This window comes from Clostridium sp. UBA1652, assembly GCF_002320975.1.
Taxonomy (GTDB): domain Bacteria; phylum Bacillota; class Clostridia; order Clostridiales; family Clostridiaceae; genus Clostridium_T; species Clostridium_T intestinale.
Genome location: NZ_DCLI01000020.1, coordinates 56,735 through 79,811 on the forward strand (window position 1 = coordinate 56,735; position 23,077 = coordinate 79,811).

Below are 23,077 nucleotides of genomic sequence, written 5' to 3' on the forward strand. Positions count from 1 at the left end.
GAAATAATAGCTTAAATTTTAATGATTAGTCATTTTATCTTTTTATTTTTGGGAAATAAGTAGTGTGAAGTAATTCATGAGCTTTTGCACTTAATGGGTGATCTAGATATTTTTCATAAAGTGCTTTTACTTCTGGATTCTCTTTTGATACTCTTAGAGTTTTTTGTCTATCTATATTATTTAATCCTTCAGCTCTTAACTCTAATCCTTGTTGTCTATTTTTCTTTATCTTAGGCTGACCGCCTCCGCCTACACATCCACCTATGCAAGCCATTATCTCTATGGCATGGAAGAATTCTTCACCTGATCTTATTTTATCTAACATCTTAGCGGCTTCTCTAAGTCCATGGGCAACACCAATTCTTAGTTTTATACCCTCAACATCTAACTCACATATTCTAAATCCATCCCAGCCTCTAAGCTTTTCAAACTCTACATTCTCAAGTTTATTTCCAGTTATATTCTCAACAGCAGTTCTTACAGTTGACTCAATAACTCCACCTGTTCTACCGAAGATTATTCCACCACCTGTATATTCTCCCATAACTGAGTCTATTTCTTCATCCTCAAGTTCCTTTAAGTTTATTCCTGAGTTCTCAAATATTCTTATAAGCTCTCTAGTAGTTATAACATAATCAACGTCATAATTACCATCTACAGAAAATTCTGCTCTTGATGCTTCATATTTTTTTGCAATACATGGCATAATTGCAACCGATGTTACTTCTTCTCTTGAAAGACCCTTTTCTTTTGCCCAAACCTCTTTTGCAATTGTAGCAAACATCTGCATTGGAGACTTAGCCGATGATGGTACTTCAAGCATATCTGCATAGTTTTCCTCTATAAATTTAATCCATGAAGGGCAACATGAAGTAAGTATAGGAAGTTTGACATTAGTATCCCCAGCTAAATGTCCTTCTAATCTTTCTTGGAACTCAGCAGCTTCTTCCATTATTGTTAAGTCAGCTCCCCAAGTTGTATCAAATACATAATCAACACCAAGTTTTCTTAAACCTGCTGCTAGTTTCTTTTCAACATTTTCTCCTGACTCAAAGCCAAATGCTTCTCCTATCGCAACTCTAATAGCTGGAGCCATTTGTGTAATCACTACCTTATTTGGTGTAGCTAAATCTCTTATAAACTTTAATGTGTTGTCTCCTGTTTTTATAGCATCTACAGGGCAAGCTGATACACAAGCTCCACAGTGTGTACATCTATTATAGTCTATGTAATGTTGCTTTCTTACCTCTCCATTTATACAATCAACCGGACATGCTCTTTTACATGCTCCACACCCAATACATTTTGAAGTTATTGTTAGTTTTATTAAATGGTTACATTGAGCTGTATAACATTTATTTTCTTCTATATGCTCTTCTATTTCATGGTAGAAAGTAGTAATTATATCTTCCATTGAATTATGTTTTTGTTTCATTTTGCCTTTTACTATTTGTGCTAAGTTTCTTAGATGATAAACGTCTCTCATATTAGATACGCCTTTACTTATTCTATCTAAAGTCTTAAGCATATTAGTTATTTCATCTACTACTATCTCATAGTTTTTATAGGATCCTTCTTTCACCTTAGCTAACAAATATTCAATATAGAACATTTGATATTGAATTATACAATCTTCTTCTGATAAAACTATTATAGTTTTATCAATATTCTCATAAAATAAATCAAAATCAAATTCTTTATCTAAACTTGATTCTGTTAAAAATCCTCCAAAAGGAAGTCCAATTTGGGCAGCTTTAAAATTGCTTTTGTTTATTATTCCACCACATAATTCTATTATATCTTGAAGAGTAGCTCCTTCTGGAATATCTATAATTCCTGGGTTATTTATTTTTCCACAGATAGCTATCTTTCTATTTTTTCCTCTTAATTCTTTTAACTGATCTTCACTAAAAACTGTAAAAACTGAACCTAGGGCGCTTTGTATTAATTCTGTTCTATTGTTTGCCATAAAATCACTCCTTAATCTTCTTGAGCTATCTTAAACTTAACTTATAAACATTTGAATACAAATTAAATTCTTTGATATATTACTTTTGTTAAAGTTAGTTATCTTTCTGCGGAATTTAGGTAAACCCTATTTATATATTATCAAAATAAATGCTAATTTCAAACCTAAACTTTTATTCAAGCCCTATTATCTTTTTCATTGTTTCTTTATCCATTGCACCAGGAACATACCCTTTTATATTTCCATCCTTATCTATAATGAAGGTTGTAGGTAGGGCACTAATATTATAGCTATTCATTACCCTTCCTCCATTATCAAAAAGCACTGGGAAACTATAACCATTATCCTTTAAAAACTTTATAATATCTTCTGTAGAACCCTCATTTCCTAAACTAGGCGCAGCTACCCCTAATATTACTACTTCATTTTTGTTTTCTCCATATTCTTTATATATAGATTCTATATTCGGCATCTCTTCTCTACAAGGTGGACACCAAGTGGCCCAAAAATTCAAGAAAACTGTTTTTCCCTTATAAGATTTCAAATCATGAATCTTTCCATATTGATCAATCAAAGTAAAATTAGGAGCTTGAACTTCTTCATCTTCCGTATCTTTGGTGATGTTCTCATTGATACTTGTAGAGTTATTAATCTTACCCTTCTGTTCTTCAAGCAAACTGTTACTACCTCTAAAGAACATGATAAATCCGACTATTAAAAGTATTACCCCTCCAAGCTTTTTTATATCATTTATTCTTAGTTTTACTTTATCAATATACACAAATAACTTATTATAGAAAATAGCTATTAATAAAAATGGTAAAGTAAATCCTAAAGAGTATATTAATATTACAATACCACTAAATAAGGCACTATCTGATTGCGCAGTTAAAAATAACACCGACGCAAGCATTGGACCTATACATGGTGTCCATCCAAAACTAAAAAAGAATCCTAGCAGAAAAGCAGTATAGAAATTCATAGTTTTATGGTTTATATTAAACCTTTTTTCTCTATACAAAAACGGTATTTTAAGATATCCCATATAAAATATCCCTAAAAAAACAATTATTACTCCCCCTAGGATTTCAACTAAGTATTTATTAGTTATAAATATATTGCTTAATTTATTTATAGAAAAACCTAATATAAAAAATGTTGATGATATTCCTAATATAAAAAATAGAGTGTTTTTTAATAATATAGAATTTTTGAATTTAAAATTTCTATTTAAGCTATCTACACTGCTATTAGAAAGCATTCCTATGTATACCGGAAGTATTGGTAACACGCAAGGAGAAAACAAAGATATTACTCCTTCTAAAAATACTAATACCAAATTAAGTTTATCCATCCACTTCCTCCTTAATGTATTTAAAATAAAATACCAAATGTAATAATATCATAATTATTGCCATTTTTCTACTAATGTTCTTTTAAAAAGAAAAGACTTTTAGAATAATACTAAAAATCTTTTTACCATTTCTTTAATAAATCAGCAGCTCTTCTTTTTGTCCTTAATCATGATTACAATTAAAATTGTTGCCATAATTACAATTACAGCTAGTCCTATTACAGGATTCACTTTATTAATTAAGTTCGAAACTATACTATCACTTAAAATCATTTTTGTAGCTGTATATACTAATAATCCTGCGCAAAGATATATAACAGCCTGGCATTTGTTCATTAATTTTGATACAGCCTCACTTCCAAAAAATATAATAGGCATACACGCTATTGTTCCAAATATTATAAGCGTCATTTCTTGCCTACTAATCACTCCACTGTCAGCCATGGTAATAGAAGTAATTGCAAGTACATTATCTAGACTCATACTAATATCTGAGATAATTATTGAAAATAAAGCCTTCATAAATCCCTCATTATCATCTTTATCAGAATCAGAAGTGCTTTTCTCATGGTTAAACATATTAATAGTAACTATTATAAGTATTATTCCGCCAACTAAGTTTAGATGGAGCCATTTCAAATTAAATAAAACACCTATTATAGCCACAAAAAAAATTCTAAAAATTAGGGCTAAAATAACTCCTATCATACTTACTAATTTTGCTTTATGTACCGGCAAGTTTTTTACCGAAAGTGATATAATAGCTACATTGTCTCCTGATAAAACCAAGTTTATAAATACAATTTGAATCATCTTAGCAAAAAGTTCTGATGTTGTGTACATCTAAGCCCCCTAATATTAAAATTAATAACTATATATTTATATTTCAAAAATCCAAACAATATTTATATTAAGTAAAAAAGTTTAGAAAAGTTTTAAAGTTCCTTTATATCTAATTTAACTTCTTCTCCAGTTGTCATTTTCTTTATTATTAGTTCATTATTTTTAACCTCATCTTCTCCAACCAATATTACATTCTCAAAACCAAGTTTATTTGCATAGTTCATTTTTTTCTTTAATGTTGAATTCTCTAAATATATAGAATAATCCAATTCTTTTTCCTCTAATCTTTTTATTATTAGTCCACAATATTCTAAGGTATCTCCTATAGGCAAAATTAAATATTTAAATTTATTTGGAATTTTATAATTATCTATAAACCCTATTTCTTGAAGTATAAAAAACAATCTAGTAAGTCCAATTGACATACCTACGCCCGGTAGTATATTATCAGTATAATTTTCAGCTAAGTTATCATATCTCCCTCCTGAGCATATAGATCCATAGCTCTCATTTCCTTCAAGTATGGTTTCAAATACAGTTCCTGTATAATAGTCAAGCCCTCTTATAATCTTTAAATTTATTTCGTACTCATTTTCTTTAACTCCAAAAACATTAAGCATTGACTTCACTTCTTTAAGATTTTCTATACCTTTTTTGAAATCTTCATTGTTTATAGTCAATTTTTCTAAATCTTCTAACCCCATATCTAATATAGATTTAATAAACCTACTCCTATCTTCTCCTACTAATACATTTAATTCATCTATAAAAGCTTCTTTTCCTATCTTGTCATACTTATCTATTAAGATCATAACTTCTTTACTATTTTCAATAGATAGCTCAGTTAACAAACCTTTCAAAATCTTTCTATTGCTTATTTGAATCTTATATCCACTTAATCCAATGGCTTTAAAAGACTTTGATACTAGATTTATAATCCACGCATCATTTTTTATACTTAGCTCATCTTTTCCTATAATATCTACATCGCATTGATAAAATTCTCTATATCTTCCTTTTTGATTTCTTTCCCCTCTATAAACCTTACCTACTTGATATCTCTTAAATGGAAAAACCAGTTCATTATAATATTGTGCAGCATACCTTGCAAATGGCACAGTTAAATCAAAACGTAGTGCTAAATTACTTTTCCCTTTTGAGAAACTGTATACTTGTTTTTCTGTTTCTCCTCCAGATTTAGCTAATAAAACTTCTGCTTTTTCTATTATGGGAGTATCCATAGGAAGGCATCCATTTTTCTCATAAACATTAGTTATTTTCTCTAAAATATTATTAAACTTTTCCTGCTCTTTTGGCAAAAGCTCCATAAATCCTGATAATATACTTGGTTTAATTTTTGTTTTCATGTTTAACTCTCCTTTAATATATTTTTATATAACAAAAAGCCATGCAGGCAAAATCCCACATGGCTTAACAAATTATGATTACACTTAATTCATCATCACCTAGAGGATACAAGCCTACATTAATAGACTTGTATCTACATCTAAGCAGATCAAGTCTCTAGGTATGATGATGTAATTTTTTTAAACAAAGTGTTTTCATAATATTCCTCCAAAGTTTTATTGTTATTATCATATATTATATTTAAATAAATTTCAAGCCTATGAACATGTTCTCTTATATCATTTTAAGCCTTTTACCCTCTTCTACAGCCGAAACCCTGTTACTAACCTGAAGTTTACCATATATATTTATTATATGAGTCTTAACTGTTGAAATTGAGATAAACAAATTTTCTCCTATTTCTTTATTAGTAGATCCTTTTGCAATCTCTTTAAGAACATCTATCTCACGCTGACTTAAAATAATATCATCTTTAGTTCTAATAATATTAATGATTTCTTCGTAGTGAAGCTTTTCCTTATTTGTAAGTTCGCTAATAATATTAAATCTTCCTTCTGTAGTAAGTCTATTAACTATATCTTTTTCGAAAAAATAAGGTTGCAGAATTTTATTTTCATAACTGTAATGTAATGCTTCTATAAATAGGTTTTTGACTTCTCTATTTTTTTCCAAATCCTCTATGATAATACTTATCTTAAGTAAAGATCCTTGAACCATCTTAAGTTTAATTTTTCTTTTTCTAGAATATCTTAAAACCTCATTAACTAACTCTAGAGCTTCTTCTTTCTTGCCTTTTTTAAAAAGAATTGATCCATACAAAAGCTTACTATCTAAACTTTTTCTCTCCTCTTGTTGTTTTTCATATCCAACTATAAAATCTTTTATTATTTCATTCTCAAATTTATATATATATTTTAGAAGTGGGGATATAAATACATAATTCTTGTAGGACTCTAGTTTAATAAGTTCTTCTAGTATTTTAATAGCTTCCTCTGTTTCTCCTATAATAAACTTATACTCACATAGATTATACCTATATCCCCTGTTCATTGTTACAGCTTCATTTGGCATATACTTGTAAGCTTCATCTAATGATATTTTTGCTTTTTCTAATTCCATTCTTTTTAAATACATTCCAGTAATACCTATATAAAAGCTTACAGTAAGCATAGGCAACTTTTTATAGGTTAAAATCATCTCTTTCATTCCCTCATATAATTCAAAGGTTTTATTGATTTCTCCCATATCCTCTAAAACCTGCGACTTAACACTAAAAGAGAAAAATTGAATATAGAAATTGTCTTTGGTTATTGAGTAGTTATCAATTTTTTCAAGAAAATCTAATGCTTCATTGTACTTAGATTGAACATATAAAAAAGATGCTTCTTTTAATAATAGATACGCTTTTGTAGAATCTTTTAGCTTAAGTTTATCAATTTCAGCTAGAGGCATTACTTCAATCTCGTTTAATTTGAAGTTGTCTTCTATAAACATATTAGAAAACTTAAAGGCTTCTAATATAGGGCTAGTATGCATATTTTTAATAATTAAATCGTATAGTTCACTCCCTTTATCAACTTCTAAATTAGCATAATAATAGAAAAAACTTTGATACGCAAAATCAGGATTTTTTATAATGAACTCTTTAGGGATTCTCTCTATATAGGAAAATAGATTTAAACTCCTAGAGTGTTCCAAAATAGTTTCCATTGCCTCTTCATAATCTCCTGCAAGCAACAGATGATTAATAGCCTCACTATAATCTCCTAAGTCTTTAAAAACACTTGAAGCCCTTATATGAGCTTTTATCTTTTTATCTCTATCTACTTTTTCTTCTAGATATTCTCTTAATATATTATGATATCTATATATTTCAAACTCTTCATTAACGCAACTTATTAAAGTATTTCTATTGACTAAACTATAAAGTATACCTTTAAAATCAAACTTAGGAATAAACCTTTTGCATATATCCTCATTAAAATAGGAAAGTATTGAAGTTTCTAATAAAAACTCTTTTTCTTCTTCACTAAAAAACTCATATATTTCTTTATTTATATATTCTTCTATAACTCTATTTTTGAAATTAAGCTTAAATATTTCTTTTTCACTTTTTATATTGGTTGATGAAGCAATTAACTGCAATCCTCCAATCCAGCCCTCTGAAAGTTCGTATATATAACTCAATATATCTTCTTTAAAATCTAGTTTTAGAGTATCTTTTAAAAAGCTAATGCCTAAAGTTCTACTTAGGTTTAGCTCATTATCTTCAATGGATAAAAGCCGTCCTTCCATACTTATAGCTCCTAAATATATATCTGGAGACTCTCTTGTTATTATTATTAAATGTACATTTAAAGAAAGATTTTTTATGAAAAAGTTTATTGTTTCAATTAAAAATTTTTCCTTAATATAATAGAAGTCCTCTAGCACTATATAAATATCTTCATTTATATCTAAAAGATTTAAAATAGCTACTAGAAACATTTGAAGATTGTCTTTTTGCATATTAGAATCATAAATAGCCTTAATTTCATCCTTATCTCTTCCTAAAACATCTCCTAAAGCCTCTAACATGTAGTTCCAAAATGAAAAAACATTATCACAACTTTCATCAAGAGATATCCATTTCGCCTTTAGATTCTTCTGCTTTATAAACGAACTTACAAGGGTTGTCTTTCCAGTACCAGCTCCACCCTTAATTAAAACAACCTTATACTCATCTATTTTTTCGAGTTTTGAAAACAAATCCGCTCTTATTATATAACCTTTCCTTGGTTCTGGTACCTTAAGCCTTGTATATATTAATAATGGTGTATCTTTCATATCATCACCTAAAATTTAAATTTACTTTAATATTAGTTTACTTTACTCGCTCCTTAGTACATAGTCTTTTTTCATTTTTATTATGGAAATAAAGAAAAATGCTAACGAGATTGTAATTACATATAATATTTGAGGTAGCGAATTTAAAATATCCTTACCCTCTTCTAATGCCTTAACAAAATTTAGAAACTCTTTCTGAGGAAAAATTAATAATATCTTTTGAAGAACTTTATTTCCATTCTCAAAAGAATAAAAACTTCCAGATAAGATTGTTGTTAAAAGTATACTAGCTGAACCTATCATATTAGCATTGTCAGCACCTTTTATAAATGCATTTATAAATAGAGAAAAACTTGTTCCTAAGGCACCTAAAAGCATTAATATACCTAAATACTGAGTTAAACTAAAGCCTATATTTACTTTAAAGAAAATATTTATAATAGTTAAAGTTAAAAATGTAGGCACGACTATAAAAGATATATTGTAAATGAAGTGAGCTAATATATATTTTGAAAATGATAAGGGTGATACCGCTATTCTTTCAATCTGCTTTAATTCAATTTCTTCTGCTAAGGTAAACATAAATAAAATACTTTGAAGCAGAATAAAAACCATTAAAAAACCTATTATATTTGTACCTACTCCTCTATTACTTTCAATTTCTATCTCTTTAGAATCAGGATTAGCTATAACGTTTTTAAGCATTTGTTTATATTCAGTATTTTTTATAGTATATATTTCATAATCTCCAGCTCCATTATCTATTACTACTCCATCATATCCACCTAAAGCCAGTTCATATTTCTCTGGTTCTCTCTCCAAGCTAACAAAATTAAAATATTCAGACTTAATTGCTCTTTCTTTATCATTTGTTACAAAAGCAATATTTCCTTTAGTCTGAAATTTTGATGTCATATATACTGCTGCTACTATTGAGAGTATAGTCATTATTAAGTAAATGATACTATAATATTTTTTGCTCTTTAGTCTAAAGTAATTATTTTTTAGAATGTTAATCATATATATTCCTCCGGTTTATAAAATTTCTCACATAAAGCTCCTGCTACTATTGACGAAATTATTAATATTCCTATAGTCACCATATAATCTGAAAAGTTTCTATCATAAATTATTTTAAATATACTTATCATCATCCATTTTACTGGAGATACATAACTCAACTTCTCTAAAGCCTTTCCCATGCTGTCAACTTTAAAAAATAGTCCCCCAAACAAAGCTAGTATATTTATAACAATACTTAATATTTGATTTGCTATATTTTCGCTTTTAAAAATACAACAAAACAACACTCCAATAACTGAGGCAAATATCTCAGCAAAAATAAGTATTATAATTATAAAAACAATATTTTTTCCTCCATAGTTAACCTTCATAAAAAGCTCTAATAAAATCATTACTGAAATATGGCATAAAGATGCAAATGCAGAAGTTGCTAAAATTTTAGATAAATATATATAACTTTTAGGTAATGGTGAATATATTAATCTCATATTTCCTTTCTTAATTCTTTCTTCCATGAAACTATTAGCACTTAAGGTTGCAGTGTTTAATATTATATAAAGTATCATAGCTACCCCATAATAATCATAAGAAGACACCTCATTCCCATAAGCTCCACTATTTAAGAAACCCAAAATCAAAATAAGCATTAAAGGGAAAACTGTATCATAAAACACCCACATAGGATTAAATAACATGTTTAAGAAATCTCTTTTTAAAATCTGTAAAAATTTATACATGACATCCTCCTAATCTCTTAAGGTTTTCCCTGTAAGATTTAAAAATACAGTTTCTAAACTTGGTACCTCTGTCGTTAGATTATTGATTTTAATAGAGTCATTTATTAAAATTGAAATTATTTTATCCAAATTTTCAACTCCAGTTAAACTTATGATTTCAATTTTTTTCTCCTTTATAATAGCTTCTTTAATTCCTTCAACATCGTAGAATTTCTCTAAATTAACTTTACTTGTATCATCAACTTCTAGAATTATTTTTTTAAAGTTGACTACATTTTCCTTAAGCTTCTCCTTTGTTCCTGACGCTATTATCTCCCCTTTATCCATTACGATTATCCTTGTTGAGATTTCTTCTACTTCCTCCATGTAATGAGTTGTATATATAATAGTCATACCTCTTTCTCTCATTTTTTTTACAGAATCTAAAATATGATTTCTGGATTGAGGATCTATCCCAACTGTAGGCTCATCCATTATTAAAAGTTCTGGATTATGAGCTATAGCACATGCTATATTAAGTCTTCTTTTCATTCCCCCTGAAAATGTACGTACCTTATCTTTAGCTCTTTCACTTAACCCAGCAAACGCCAAGGCCTCTTTCGTTTTTTCATCTAATTCCTGCCCCTTTAATCCATACAGAGATGCAAAAAATCTAAGATTTTGTTCTGCACTTATATCCTCATATAAAGCTATATCTTGTGGTACTACTCCTAATTTCCCTTTAAACTCTTTATCATTTTTCTTAATTTTCCTGCCACTATAAAATAATTCTCCTAACTCATAACCCAAAACCCCTGTAAGAACATTTATAGTGGTACTTTTTCCTGCACCATTAGGCCCTAATATACAAAGTATCTCTCCTTTTAAAACCTCAAAGGAAATATTTTTTATAACCTTATTATTTTTATAGCTTTTTTCTAAACCTTTTACTTCAAATATATTATTCATGTATTAATCACCTTCCTTGATATTCATTTTATCTTTTAAGAGAAAAAATAAAATCAACCTTTCGGTTGATTTTTAAGGTTGATTAATTTATATTTTTCATTTTTCTTTTTAAAACAAACCTCTAACTTGCTTCTTTAAGATTAACTAAATCATGCATCCACTTTCCACCTTTTAAATGTATAACACAAAGAAGGCACTTTATTATATCTTCAATAATAACCATAAAAGCCACCATCTCCACGCTAAAATTAAAAACAATAGCTCCTATAAAAGATAGTGGCAGAGCTACAGCCCACATTGCAAAAGATTCTGCTTTTAATGCAAACTTAGCATCTCCGCTTCCTCTGAATATTCCAGCGATCAAAACTATTCCTAATGATCTTATAGGGAAAATAGCTCCATATATTATTAGAATATTCCTTGTGGAATCCCTTACTTCACTAGAAACATTAAATAGCTCTAAAATTACAGGTGAAAATATAATTAGCAAAACACCTAAAATTCCACCTATTATAAATGATAATATAGAGAATTTCTTAGCATATTCTATAGCTTTTTCTCTCTTTTTTTTACCTATTTCATGTCCTATCATAACCAAAGAAGAACTTGCAATTCCTATACAAAATATCATAAATAAGTTTTGAATAGTATTTGATATTTGAACCGAAGCTATAGCTTTAGTTCCAACCTTTCCATAAGCAACTGTATAAAGAACAATTCCTAAAGCCCAAATTCCATCATTTAATATTACAGGAGTAACAGACTTATATATTTTTTTAGTAAAACTAAAATCAAAATCTAAGAACTCCTTTATTTTTCCTCTAAGTGGCGAAGTATGTTTAAAACTAAAATAAATAATTATTATCATCTCAGCCAAACGCGCAATAAGAGTTGCTAATGCTGCTCCTTTTACCCCCATATAAGGAAATCCTATTTTACCAAATATAAGTATATAATTTAAAATTCCATTTATAAGTAATGCCATAGCACTTACAACCATAGGAACCTTTGAATTTCCTATACTTTTTAATGCACCTGTAAATAATATAGTTACTCCAGTAATCACGTAACTTAATACTACTATTCTAAGGTAACCTTCACTAAAACCTATTACGTTTATATCTTTTGTGAATATTCTAAGTATAACGCCTGGAATAATTAATGCACTTAATGTAAAAATAAGACCTACCACCATAACACTTAGAAATTCTAATCCTATAGCCTTCTTTATGTCTCTTATATTCTTACTTCCCCAATACTGTGAAATAAATATACTAAACCCTGTAGTTATACCTATGATTATTAAGTTATACAAAAAGAAGTATTGATTTGCTATTCCAACTGCCGCAATCTCACTTTCTCCTAACGCACCAACCATTACAGTATCTAGCATATTTATAGATGACACTATAAAGTTTTGTATTATCATAGGTATAGCTAAAATAAATAACTTTTTATAAAACTCTTTATCGTTAAAAAGTCTACTTATATTAATCCTCATTGATTTTATCCCCCTGTTTTTATGTACTAATATATATTAGCATAAAAAACAGGTGGCTGTTAGTCCACCTGTAGTTATTTATATTATTCTATTTCTAATTATTAGTTAAATCTTCTCCATTAGTAGCTATTACTTTTTTATACCAATCAAAAGATTTCTTTTTAGATCTTTCTAAAGTTCCATTTCCTTCATTGTCTTTATCAACATAGATAAATCCATAACGTTTCTTCATTTCCCCTGTAGTGAAAGAAACTAGATCTATACATCCCCACGGAGTGTATCCCATTAAATCTACTCCATCAATATTTATAGCCTTATCCATTTCTTCAATATGAGCTCTTAAATAATCTATTCTATAATCATCATTTACAGTTCCATCTTCCTCTTTTACATCTATAGCACCAAACCCATTTTCAACTATAAATAGAGGAAGTTCGTATCTCTCATAAAGCATATTTAAAGAATATCGAAGACCTACTGGATCTATCTGCCATCCCCAATCAGAAGCTTTTACATGTGGATTTTTAACACTAGCACTTGAACCTACTACTGAATTTTCATCTAAAGTATCTACGCCTGATTTAACAGCATCAGACATATAATAGCTAAATCCAATATAATCTACTTTTCCTTCTTCTAATATCTTTTTATCTTCTGGTTCCATCTTTATGTTGTAACCTTTTCTTTCCCATTCCTTTAATGCATAGGAAGAATAATGACCTCTACAATGTACATCTGCAAAGAAATAACGATCATGCATAGATTCAACTGATAACATCATGTCATCTGGATTACATGAATACGGATAAATTGGGACAAATGATACCATACATCCTATTTTTAGTTCTGGATTAATCTCATGACCTATTTTAACAGCTAAGGCACTAGCTACTAATTCATGATGAACTGCTTGATACATAACTTCTTCTCTGTTTTCTCCCTCTTCAAAAAGAACTCCTGAACAAGTCCAAGCAAATATTCCATTAGCAACATTTTTTTGATTATTTATTTCATTAAAAGTCATCCAATACTTAACTTTATCCTTATATCTAGTAAATACAGCCTTTGAGAATCTTACAAAACAGTCAATAACTTCTCTGCTTCTCCATCCGCCATATTTTTTTGCAAGTCCATAAGGCATTTCAAAATGAGATAAAGTTATTACAGGTTCTATACCATGTTTATGTAATTCATCAAACATATCATCATAAAACTTTAATCCTTCTTCATTTGGTTCTAATTCATCTCCATTTGGAAAAATTCTTGACCAGGCAATAGATGTTCTAAAGCATTTAAATCCCATCTCTCCAAATAGTGCTATGTCCTCTTTATATCTACTATAAAAATCTATAGCTTCATGGTTTGGGTAGTTATTACCTTGAATTACCCCTTCTGTAATTACTCTTGGCACTCCATGGGCTCCTGCTGTCATAACATCAGCAACACTTGGTCCTTTTCCTCCCTTATTCCATCCACCTTCTAATTGATGTGCAGCAACCGCTCCACCCCACAAAAATTTTTTTGGAAAACTCATTTTTATTTCCTCCTTCATCATCTTCTCAAATATTATTATACATAATAATTAACTTTTTTATTTTATCAAATGAAGAAAAATATTATTTTCAGAATATGAAAAGACAAGTTTTTAAATCCTATAAATTTAAAAACTTGCCTATAATTTAATATTCAATTTTTCCTAAAGACTCTAAACTATCAATGTTATATGAAAAAATCCCTTCATTGGTAACTACATATAGATTGTTTTTAATATAAATTATTCTATTTTCATAACCATAATAACCCGTATTAAATTTTAGCTCACCAAACTTTGACATCACTCTATCTTCTGAGTATTTAGCTAAATATACTATCCCTTCTCTATTTTCCCCATAATCAGTGAAGTTCACCATTGGTATACCTATAATAGATTTTTCTTTATTTAAAAAGAAAGCTTTATGATTATAATTCACCTCTGAATGAGTCTTATTTCCTCCAAATGCAAGTGTAGATTTTTCCTTTGGAGATGTTCCATCCTTAACATCAAATATAGAAAGCTTTAGTCCTCTATATCTACTCAGCTCATCTCTATCTTCACCAAACCCTATTAAATTTTCCCCATCTAGTGGATGAAGATAGTTACTAAATCCAGGTATCTTAAGTTCCCCAGTAACTTTTGGATTTTTTGAGTCCCTTAAGTCAATAACAAATAATGGATCTACCTGTTTAAAAGTAACCATATATGCTGTATCTCCTAAAAATCTAACTGAATAAATTCTCTCCCTTGGTGCAAGACCTTCTAACTTTCCTAATTCCTTAAGATTTTCATCTAATATATATAAATTATTTGTACTTCCCTCTGAAAAACCCTTAGTTGTTGCTATTCTAAAAGTATTATTATTTTCATCCATAGAAAATTGATTTAATAATCTCCCCTTTACCTCACCACTAGCAACTGGATTTATTTGTCCATTTTTAATAGAGTATTTATAAATTAATGTATCTCCATCAGAGAATATAGTATTCTTAGTAGCAAAGTCAGAAAAACTTCCCTTAGATGCAGTAATATATATATTATCCGCTGTTGAATATACGCTTCCTGCACTAGCTAAAACTGTTTCAGTTTTAATTTTTTCATTATAATTATTTATATCTATTGAAGCTATATTAATTATGCTCTCTCCCTTAGTATCTGGAAAATAAGAAATATCCTTAATGTTTGTAACTTCTTCTTTATCATTAAGAGAGTCATAATATCTAGGTAGAGATATTGTTTTCCCATTATCTTTTATAACGCCAGATTTACTATCTTCCATCATTGGATAGATTGAAAATGGATTATTATTTGTTATCATTATTAATTTATTTGAAATTAATCTACTGTTTACTATCTGTCCACTATAATTTAGTTTTCTTTCAAGTTTTAAATTTTCAATATCTTCTTTATTATAAATGCTAAAATCGGTTCCTAAGGAATTATTATTTTGTGAAATTACTAGTAGCTTATTTGTAGTTATATAAATATCCTGAATAAATCCCTCTAAAGTAATTTTTGTTTCTATTTTCATATTAGTTGGGTCATCACCTTTAACGATTATTACCTCAGAGACATTCCCTCCTTTATAGTCATTTTTAACTGTGTATATATATTTACCATCAGTTTTTACCCTATCCCCTTCTTCAACATTCTCAACCTGGTTATTGGTTTTTGAATAATCTGCTGCTCCATAATCAGATTTGCCTGCATCATTACTACTACCTGTGATTTCATTATTAGTAGAGGATTCTTTCTTTATATCTTGGCTAGAAACAATTAGTTTTAGAAGCTCTTTATCATCTTTTATCTTGGGTAGTTCCAAACCTATACTAGCTTTCTCTACACTTTGGTCTATATCTCCTACCCCAAGCTTTAAATTGTTTAAAAGCATTCCTAAAGTTACAACTATTAAAAAACTGCATGCTATTTTTAACCCTTTATTAAAATATATATTTCTTTTTTCTTTTTTTCCTTTTTCAATTCCTCTTTTTACAGCACTAGATAATTCTTTTGGTATCTCTATATTTTTATAATAATCTTCAATATCATTTTTATTATTTTCTTTCTTCATTCTAAAACCTCCTCCTTAAGCTCTAACCTAAGAATGTTAAGAGCTTTATTAAGACTGCTTTTTATTGTTCCTAACGGTATCTCTAATATTTTTGCTATTTCAGATAAGGTTAGTCCTTCATAATACTTCATTTGTAAGATAATTTTATATTTAGGATCTAAATCTTCTATAGCCCTATTTAAATCTATTCTTTCATCATGCTCTTCTATATAACCTTGATCATTTTCTTCGTATACAATTTGCGCTTTCTTTTTATTTTTGTTGTAGACATCAATAGATAAATTAATAACTATTCTAGTTATCCAAGTGTTAAATAAAGCTTCATTTTTTAATTTTTTAATTGAAGTATATGCCCTGCAAACTCCTTCACTCACTATATCTAGAGCATCTTCCCTATTGTCTACATAAGAATAAGCTGTAACGTATAACTTTTCTTGTATAGGTTCTATAAGTTTACTAAAAGCTTTATCATCTCCACCTTTAGCTTTTCTCACTAATTGGCTTGTATCCAAAGTTAACTCCCTCCTCTCATAAATTAGACTTAAGGATCATGCTTTTGGTTCAAGAACTTCAAAATTTTTAATTAATCCTTGTAACCCGCATTTTTACTATATATTCTTATGTTCTTAACTTCTTTTATTCTTAAATTCTTAAAATCTTAAATTCTTAAAAAAAGACCTCCAAAATTTCTCTTGGAGGTCTTTTAGCATTACAAATCATAAAAATAACTATTACTAACTTGTTCGCTTTCAAATAAAGCATCACTATTCTGTTTTATCTTTAAATAGTTTTTATTTGATTCAATAAGCATTTCAAAAATCAAATCAATAGCTAATAGAAAAGGAATATGCTCAGAAATTACTGAGCTGTGTTTAATTGAAAGTCTGTCAGCAGTAACTATCTTTACATCTGCAATAGCATTTGATTTCTGATAATCATAACTTGTAATTGTAACTAGTTTAGCATTTCTTTCTTCTATTATATTTAAGGATTCAATTATATCTCTAACTGAAATAGATCTAGATATTGTTATAAACAAATCATTTTCTTTTGCATTAATGCTACTTAATTTCATATTAGGCCCATCATTATAGGCTTCAGCACTTATACCTATCATATTAAGCTTCTGTTTTAATTCTAAAGCAGCAAGCCAAGAGCTAAATACTCCAAATATATATATCCTTCTAGCACCTTTTATTAATTCAACTGCCTTTATTAAATCCTTTTCGTTAATTAAAGAAGCTGTATTTAATATAAGTTCATTATAATCTGATGAAATAGAATCTATAATATTATCATTTTTTTTGCTTTTATCTTTTTCTCTCATGTTTCTATAAAAATTATCTTGAGCTAAAGCTATCTTAAAATCATTAAAGCCTTTAAATCCAATCTTTTTACAAAATCTATTAATACTGGTTTCTGATGTGCCAGTTTCATTAGCCATATATGTTATTGTGTTATTAACAACTACTTCGGGATTATTAATAACAAAATTCGCTATTTCATTTTCACTAAAGGTAAAATTCTTCTGCTTTGATATAATCTTAGTTATTACAACGGGAATACTGGTATTCATTAAGTCCTCCTTCTTTCACTTTCAAACAAAATGAATCATTTAAATAAAAATAATCCACATAAAATTTATCTCGATAACCTTTATTATACCATCAAAACAAAATTTTACATAGATTATTATATATTCATGTAAATATATAGCTAATTAACTTCAATTATATATTGAGTTTTAAACTTTTTATCTTCCTCTAGCTTTATTATTCCCTCTTTTTTTGTTATATCATATTCATCACCATAGGTTGAATTTATTCCATGCCAAGGTTCTATACACACAAATGGAGCATCATTAATTGCTGACCATATTCCTACATAAGGAAATCCCTTAATACTACATTTTATTTCTTTAGAGTTTTTTCTGTTTTTTAATATTATATATTCTGATTTTAGATTCTCTAATATTATGGCTCCTTTGTAAAACAAGGCGTGATTAAGATTTAGAATTTTTTCATTATCAAAAAAATCTACTTTCTCTCCAGTAAGAAGCCTCTCCCCTAATAGTAGGCGTTTAACATTTTCATTCACTTCAAATTCTAAATAATAATCATCCATAGATTCATTATTTAAAAGTGGACATTTAAATGCTGGATGAGCTCCTATTGAAAAGAACATGTCCTTATTATCCTTATTTATAACCTCAAATTCTGTTTTAAGTGAAGATTCTAAAAGGGTATATTTAATATTTAACTCAAATTCAAAAGGGTAACTTTTTCTTGTTTCCTCACTACTGCATAACCTAAAAGCTATTGAATCTGGACTTTTATAAACCACTTCAAACTTACTTTTACTTCCAAAACCATGTCCCATCATTTCATATATTTTTCCCATATGTGTATATTTATCTTCTGGCAGCTTTCCTACAATAGGAAATAATATAGGTGACTGGCCTTTCCAATACTTCTCATCTCCTTGCCACAAAACCTCACACTTATCTTTAATGCTCTTTACACTTGTGAGCTCCCCTCCAAAAGTTTTAATTTCTATACTAAGATACTCATTTTCTATTTTTTCTATCATAAATCACCTCAAAAAAATTCTCAAAGCCTTAATATAAAGCTTTGAGATTATAAAACACTAAGATTTACCGAGTTAATATATAGATTCCCTTCACCTAACTTATTAATTCTTTTTTCCAAGAAGTTATCATCTCATTGAAATTAGTTAAACTTATTTCTCCTGTTTCAATTAAGTATATATAATCATAAATATTAGGCAGATGTTTTAATCCTAATACCTCTTTGCAAAACTTGTGTGCAGCTATTTCTGAACACTTTAAAACAGAAGCTTCTTTTTTAAAGCTTAGTAATTGAAATGTACAGATAGGTTCCAATATATCATTTGTGTATTTTTTATCTCTATGTTCTAAATAGTGATAAAATTCGTGAGCTAGATGAATATTTATTACCTCTTCATAAGTGAGTTTATCTTTTTCCTCAACCATCTTATTATAGGTATTCATAAGATCCATAAGTGAGTCTTCATATATTTTAATAATGTTCTCTTTTTTTGAGAAGTTTATTTCTGCCCTAAACTGTACACTATAAAATTTTCCTGATTTTTTTACAAACTCTACTTTAATATCATTTTCATTACATAATTTAATCAAATTTGAGGTTTTATACTGTTTTCCCTTTTCTTCACCTAGTCTTAATGATTCAGTTATATAGTAGCTTACTTTATCTTTAGGAATTTTATGAAATACCAGATCATTTTTTAGCTCTCCATAAGCTAAAACTTCATCATCCAACCTATCTAAAATATCAAGAATTTTCTCCATATCAATTACTCCCTGCTTTTTTATTGATAAACTAATGCAATAATCTCATTATCCTCTTGAAGATATTGTGTTTCTACTTCTATTATTGATAAAAGCTGTTCCTTGGTCTGCATTCCTGTTAAATCAAGCATCTTTTCTTTGTAAAATAAAAATACTTTAGGAATTGTTGCATTTGCATCTGAGTATATGGTGTTGTCATCTAAAAATTCATCAAAAACACTGCTTAGTTGATTTTTTCTAAAAATTAAGTTATTTGCATTTTCTTTCTTTAGCCTTACAATTCCTTCACGATCTACCACGCAAAGATTATTTAAGTTTTTCTTAAATAGCCCAAAAAACATTTTCTTTTGCTGTACAGATTTAAACAAACTCCATCTTCCAGTTTTAGCTATACCTTGAACCGTTGATTTTTCTACACTTAAGGCCTCTGATACTATCTCTTGCATCTTATCTTCAGATACTTCGCTCTGTGTAAGATCTTTAGATCTTAATTCTGTAGAACCTGTAGCTATAGCCCTTAATATATTTTTCTGGCTATCTATTTCTATAGTAACATCAACAGTAGCTTCATTCGCTCCTGACTTTACTATCTTTTCTATAATTTCTTCTCTTATTCTCTTTATATCTTCTTCATTTGGATTTAATACAGATTTCTCTATTTGCTCACGAACCATAGCAAGTGCAACCCCTATTGTTGATATGTATGGTGCATTTTTTGCTATTTTCCATTTAAAATCTTCTTTGTCTGCAAGAGCTGGAACTAATACTGCTCCACTTCCGCCGCCTCCAACTAAAGTAATAAACTTTCTATCTAAATCATATTCATCTATCATTTCATTTACTATTTCCATAACCTTTTTAACAGCTATGTCCATAGCCTGCCTAGCTGCCTCTTCAACAGATATATTAAGGTAGTCTGCAAGAACTTGCCATGCTTTTTTTGCACTATCTACATTTCCTCTAGCATAATCATCTTCTGGAATGTACCCTAATATATTTGAAGCTCCAGCTAAAGTTAAGGAATACTCTTTCCCATCCTCACACTCTATAATCACATAGTTTTTAGGATCATCATCTCTTGGACTTATAAATTTTATTTTAGGGTTATTAATCTTATCTTCATCTGCAAAAGATTCATAATCCTTGCCTGCAATATGAGCACTTCTAGGACCAACATCAGTTATTTTCTTATCCTCAACCTTTATCATACTTCCTCCAGCAACTCCTAATGTTCTTACATCTAGAGATTGAAGGTAAGTTTTATGCCCTCCTACTTGAGCATTTTTTATCATTACTTTTCCATTTTTAATTACTGATATATCTACGCTGGTTCCACCAACTTCAAAAAATATCCCGTCAGATATTTTTTCATACATAAGTGCACCTGCAACTCCAGCAGCAAGACCTGATAACATTGTAAGTATTGGTCTTTTTCTAACTTCCTCAACACTCATTACTCCACCATCACAACGCATTATCATAAGCTGTGATTTTATCTTAGCATCTTTAACAGCCTTTTCTGTCATATTGGCAGTTTCCATCATCTTAGGTATTAAACTTGCATTAACTACTGCTGTTCTTGTTCTTATTTTCAGTCCATATAATTGTGAAATTTCATGTCCACCAGTTGCATATATATTTTTTGAATTAGCTATATCTATTACTTTAAGTTCATTTGATGGATCATCAACACTATAGGCTTCTGATGCAACTATAACCTCCGCACCATCTTTTATTAGTCCATCAATTGTACTATTAATATTTGTTTCATTTAAGGTTTTAGAATCACAGAAATTATGATAGGTTTTCAAAAACTTTCCTGGTGCTAATTGTATATCAGAGGTTTTAGTCTCATTTTTAGCACTACCTGCATCTATTCCTGTTCCCATTCCAATGATTCCTATTTTAGCTACATCACCTTCAAGTAATGCATTAGTTGCTTGAGTTGTTCCATGTGCTATAAACATAACATCATCAGGAGATATATTATTATCACTTAATACCTTATCTATTATTCTAACTATTCCTCCAGCAACTCCTTCACTGCTAGCATGAGTTGTTGGGATCTTCTGCTTAGCTATAATTTCATAGCTTTCATTATCTATAACAACTGCATCTGTAAAAGTTCCTCCAACATCTATACCTATTCTAACTTTTTTTCCCATATCTATACCTCCTATTATGAATAGGAATGGGAGACTAAAAGTATCCCATTCTTTTATTTATTTAAATACTACAAAACTTGCTATTATCATTGAAATTAATACTGATACTAAAATCCATACTATTGTTTTCTTTAAAATTTCATTTATATCTGTTTTAGTAAAGTCCGCGGCCCAAACATTGTGTGAATTTGTAGGGTCACATACTGCTTGTAGGTTACTATCTATACGTAATGCTAACATTGCAGCTATAGGATTCATTCCTGCTGAAATCATAAGAGCTGCTATACCGCTTCCTAGTCCCCAAACATTTAGTGGTCCTCTATAGATTGCTAAAGGCGCTAATACAGTGAATATAAGTATATAAGCTATTGGACTTGTAGGTATTATTGCTTTTATTAATGGTTCTATTATTGTAGCAACTTGTGGTGCCATAACAGAATTTAATAATATTCCTATTCCTATCATAAGTCCCATTGCACCTGCAACATCTTGAATTCCGTCTATAAGTGCACTTGATAATACATGTATAGGTCTTTTAGGTGTTGCAAGTAATATTGCTATTGCTGCTCCTATAAAGATAGATGGAACTATAGTTAACTTAAATGCAAACACTAATACTACTGGTATAATTGGGCTTATCATAGCTATTGCTCTAACATTTTTGTTATCATTATTTATTACTTCATTTTTTATTGGCATAGCCCAAGCTCTTTTGCTTCTTCCACCTTTTTTTGTATAAAATACAATCATTGCTAGAGATACTACTATTAGTGGAATCGCTGGTATTAAAGTATAAGCTGCAACTGTATTAACTGGAAGTTTCACTACATCTGTGTAAACACCCCAGTTTGAAACGTTAAAGGTTACCCCTACTGCATTTGCTAATAATAGTACCATAGCACTTACTAGTGGACTTAACCCTGCTGTAAGCATTATTGGTATTATAATTGTTCCAACTAATATAACCATACCTAAACCTGATGATGCTGAAAATATTACTGATGCTGCTACAAAAAATGTAATAGCTATTCCAAGTGGTTTATCTCCAGCAAGTTCAGCTGCTTTTTTTATAATTGATTTAGTCACGCCTACCTTGCTAAGTATCTGTCCAAACCAAGCACCAAAAATTAATCCGGCTATTGCTGTTGACATCTTCATAGCTCCAGCTTCTAAAACATTTTTAGCAATTGTATAAGTCTCTGCATTACTTGACATAAATGGAACCCCTGCAATTAAAGCAAAGACAACTCCCATTATAGGTAAAGCTAATATTGTTGGCACCTTCTTTGTCATCATAAGAATAACTGATATTATAAATACCGCTAAAATTCCGATAGCCTGAATTGTTTGAATTGAACCCATTTTATAATTCCTCCCTAAGATAATTAA

At 29.1% G+C, this 23,077-nt stretch carries 17 protein-coding genes; all 17 read right to left on the minus strand.

Going from position 1 to position 23,077, the window contains the following annotated elements; translation table 11 throughout:
- Nucleotides 1-34 precede the first annotated feature (34 nt).
- The 17 genes from B3N22_RS02780 to B3N22_RS02860 all read right to left on the minus strand — a co-directional run bounded on the left by B3N22_RS02780 (nt 35) and on the right by B3N22_RS02860 (nt 23,050).
- The gene (locus B3N22_RS02780; protein ID WP_286904687.1) at nt 35-1,969 is read right to left on the minus strand and encodes a [FeFe] hydrogenase, group A; all 1,935 of its coding nucleotides are present in this window, start codon (nt 1,967-1,969) and stop codon (nt 35-37) included.
- 172 nt (nt 1,970-2,141) lie between these two features.
- On the minus strand, nt 2,142-3,323 hold the full coding sequence (locus tag B3N22_RS02785; RefSeq protein ID WP_286904689.1) for a cytochrome c biogenesis protein/redoxin: 1,182 nt from the start codon (nt 3,321-3,323) through the stop codon (nt 2,142-2,144).
- A gap of 141 nt (nt 3,324-3,464) precedes the next feature.
- Complete coding sequence (locus tag B3N22_RS02790; protein ID WP_286904691.1) at nt 3,465-4,166, minus strand: YjbE family putative metal transport protein; 702 nt, start codon at nt 4,164-4,166, stop codon at nt 3,465-3,467.
- A 92-nt stretch (nt 4,167-4,258) separates the two neighbouring features.
- The gene (gene hisS, locus B3N22_RS02795) at nt 4,259-5,533 is read right to left on the minus strand and encodes a histidine--tRNA ligase (protein ID WP_286904692.1); all 1,275 of its coding nucleotides are present in this window, start codon (nt 5,531-5,533) and stop codon (nt 4,259-4,261) included.
- Between the two features lie 274 nt (nt 5,534-5,807).
- Complete coding sequence (locus tag B3N22_RS02800) at nt 5,808-8,360, minus strand: LuxR C-terminal-related transcriptional regulator (RefSeq protein WP_286904694.1); 2,553 nt, start codon at nt 8,358-8,360, stop codon at nt 5,808-5,810.
- A gap of 42 nt (nt 8,361-8,402) precedes the next feature.
- Nucleotides 8,403-9,380, minus strand: a complete 978-nt coding sequence (locus B3N22_RS02805; RefSeq protein ID WP_286904696.1) for an ABC transporter permease — start codon at nt 9,378-9,380, stop codon at nt 8,403-8,405.
- Nucleotides 9,377-10,120, minus strand: a complete 744-nt coding sequence (locus B3N22_RS02810; RefSeq protein WP_286904698.1) for an ABC transporter permease — start codon at nt 10,118-10,120, stop codon at nt 9,377-9,379. Before B3N22_RS02810 ends, B3N22_RS02805 begins: the two co-directional genes overlap by 4 nt.
- Before the next feature lie 9 nt (nt 10,121-10,129).
- Nucleotides 10,130-11,068, minus strand: coding sequence for an ABC transporter ATP-binding protein (locus tag B3N22_RS02815; protein WP_286904700.1), 939 nt, complete (start codon nt 11,066-11,068; stop codon nt 10,130-10,132).
- A gap of 121 nt (nt 11,069-11,189) precedes the next feature.
- Nucleotides 11,190-12,569, minus strand: a complete 1,380-nt coding sequence (locus tag B3N22_RS02820) for an MATE family efflux transporter (protein ID WP_286904703.1) — start codon at nt 12,567-12,569, stop codon at nt 11,190-11,192.
- Nucleotides 12,570-12,663: 94 nt separating this feature from the next.
- On the minus strand, nt 12,664-14,103 hold the full coding sequence (locus B3N22_RS02825; protein WP_286904705.1) for a 6-phospho-beta-glucosidase: 1,440 nt from the start codon (nt 14,101-14,103) through the stop codon (nt 12,664-12,666).
- Nucleotides 14,104-14,248: 145 nt separating this feature from the next.
- Complete coding sequence (locus B3N22_RS02830; RefSeq protein WP_286904707.1) at nt 14,249-16,174, minus strand: beta-propeller domain-containing protein; 1,926 nt, start codon at nt 16,172-16,174, stop codon at nt 14,249-14,251.
- On the minus strand, nt 16,171-16,686 hold the full coding sequence (locus B3N22_RS02835; protein ID WP_286904709.1) for a sigma-70 family RNA polymerase sigma factor: 516 nt from the start codon (nt 16,684-16,686) through the stop codon (nt 16,171-16,173). Before B3N22_RS02835 ends, B3N22_RS02830 begins: the two co-directional genes overlap by 4 nt.
- A gap of 197 nt (nt 16,687-16,883) precedes the next feature.
- Entirely contained in the window at nt 16,884-17,750 is an 867-nt protein-coding gene (locus B3N22_RS02840; RefSeq protein WP_073019672.1) for a MurR/RpiR family transcriptional regulator, read from the minus strand.
- Between the two features lie 140 nt (nt 17,751-17,890).
- Nucleotides 17,891-18,763 (minus strand): aldose 1-epimerase family protein, encoded by an 873-nt coding sequence (locus B3N22_RS02845; protein WP_286904711.1) that lies wholly within the window; start codon nt 18,761-18,763, stop codon nt 17,891-17,893.
- Nucleotides 18,764-18,857: 94 nt separating this feature from the next.
- Entirely contained in the window at nt 18,858-19,523 is a 666-nt protein-coding gene (locus tag B3N22_RS02850; protein ID WP_286904712.1) for a hypothetical protein, read from the minus strand.
- 20 nt (nt 19,524-19,543) lie between these two features.
- Nucleotides 19,544-21,688 (minus strand): hydantoinase/oxoprolinase family protein, encoded by a 2,145-nt coding sequence (locus B3N22_RS02855; protein WP_286904714.1) that lies wholly within the window; start codon nt 21,686-21,688, stop codon nt 19,544-19,546.
- Nucleotides 21,689-21,745: 57 nt separating this feature from the next.
- Nucleotides 21,746-23,050, minus strand: a complete 1,305-nt coding sequence (locus tag B3N22_RS02860) for a Na+/H+ antiporter NhaC family protein (protein ID WP_238907069.1) — start codon at nt 23,048-23,050, stop codon at nt 21,746-21,748.
- Nucleotides 23,051-23,077 lie beyond the last annotated feature (27 nt).

Coding starts and splice junctions, on each gene's coding strand:
- B3N22_RS02820 (WP_286904703.1), bottom strand. CDS start 12,569: ATGAGGATTAATATAAGTAGACTTTTTAACGATAAAGAGTTTTATAAA.
- B3N22_RS02860 (WP_238907069.1), bottom strand. CDS start 23,050: ATGGGTTCAATTCAAACAATTCAGGCTATCGGAATTTTAGCGGTATTT.
- B3N22_RS02840 (WP_073019672.1), bottom strand. CDS start 17,750: ATGAATACCAGTATTCCCGTTGTAATAACTAAGATTATATCAAAGCAG.
- B3N22_RS02800 (WP_286904694.1), bottom strand. CDS start 8,360: ATGAAAGATACACCATTATTAATATATACAAGGCTTAAGGTACCAGAA.
- B3N22_RS02810 (WP_286904698.1), bottom strand. CDS start 10,120: ATGTATAAATTTTTACAGATTTTAAAAAGAGATTTCTTAAACATGTTA.
- B3N22_RS02830 (WP_286904707.1), bottom strand. CDS start 16,174: ATGAAGAAAGAAAATAATAAAAATGATATTGAAGATTATTATAAAAAT.
- B3N22_RS02815 (WP_286904700.1), bottom strand. CDS start 11,068: ATGAATAATATATTTGAAGTAAAAGGTTTAGAAAAAAGCTATAAAAAT.
- B3N22_RS02790 (WP_286904691.1), bottom strand. CDS start 4,166: ATGTACACAACATCAGAACTTTTTGCTAAGATGATTCAAATTGTATTT.
- B3N22_RS02805 (WP_286904696.1), bottom strand. CDS start 9,380: ATGATTAACATTCTAAAAAATAATTACTTTAGACTAAAGAGCAAAAAA.
- B3N22_RS02780 (WP_286904687.1), bottom strand. CDS start 1,969: ATGGCAAACAATAGAACAGAATTAATACAAAGCGCCCTAGGTTCAGTT.
- B3N22_RS02785 (WP_286904689.1), bottom strand. CDS start 3,323: ATGGATAAACTTAATTTGGTATTAGTATTTTTAGAAGGAGTAATATCT.
- B3N22_RS02850 (WP_286904712.1), bottom strand. CDS start 19,523: ATGGAGAAAATTCTTGATATTTTAGATAGGTTGGATGATGAAGTTTTA.
- B3N22_RS02825 (WP_286904705.1), bottom strand. CDS start 14,103: ATGAGTTTTCCAAAAAAATTTTTGTGGGGTGGAGCGGTTGCTGCACAT.
- B3N22_RS02845 (WP_286904711.1), bottom strand. CDS start 18,763: ATGATAGAAAAAATAGAAAATGAGTATCTTAGTATAGAAATTAAAACT.
- hisS (WP_286904692.1), bottom strand. CDS start 5,533: ATGAAAACAAAAATTAAACCAAGTATATTATCAGGATTTATGGAGCTT.
- B3N22_RS02855 (WP_286904714.1), bottom strand. CDS start 21,688: ATGGGAAAAAAAGTTAGAATAGGTATAGATGTTGGAGGAACTTTTACA.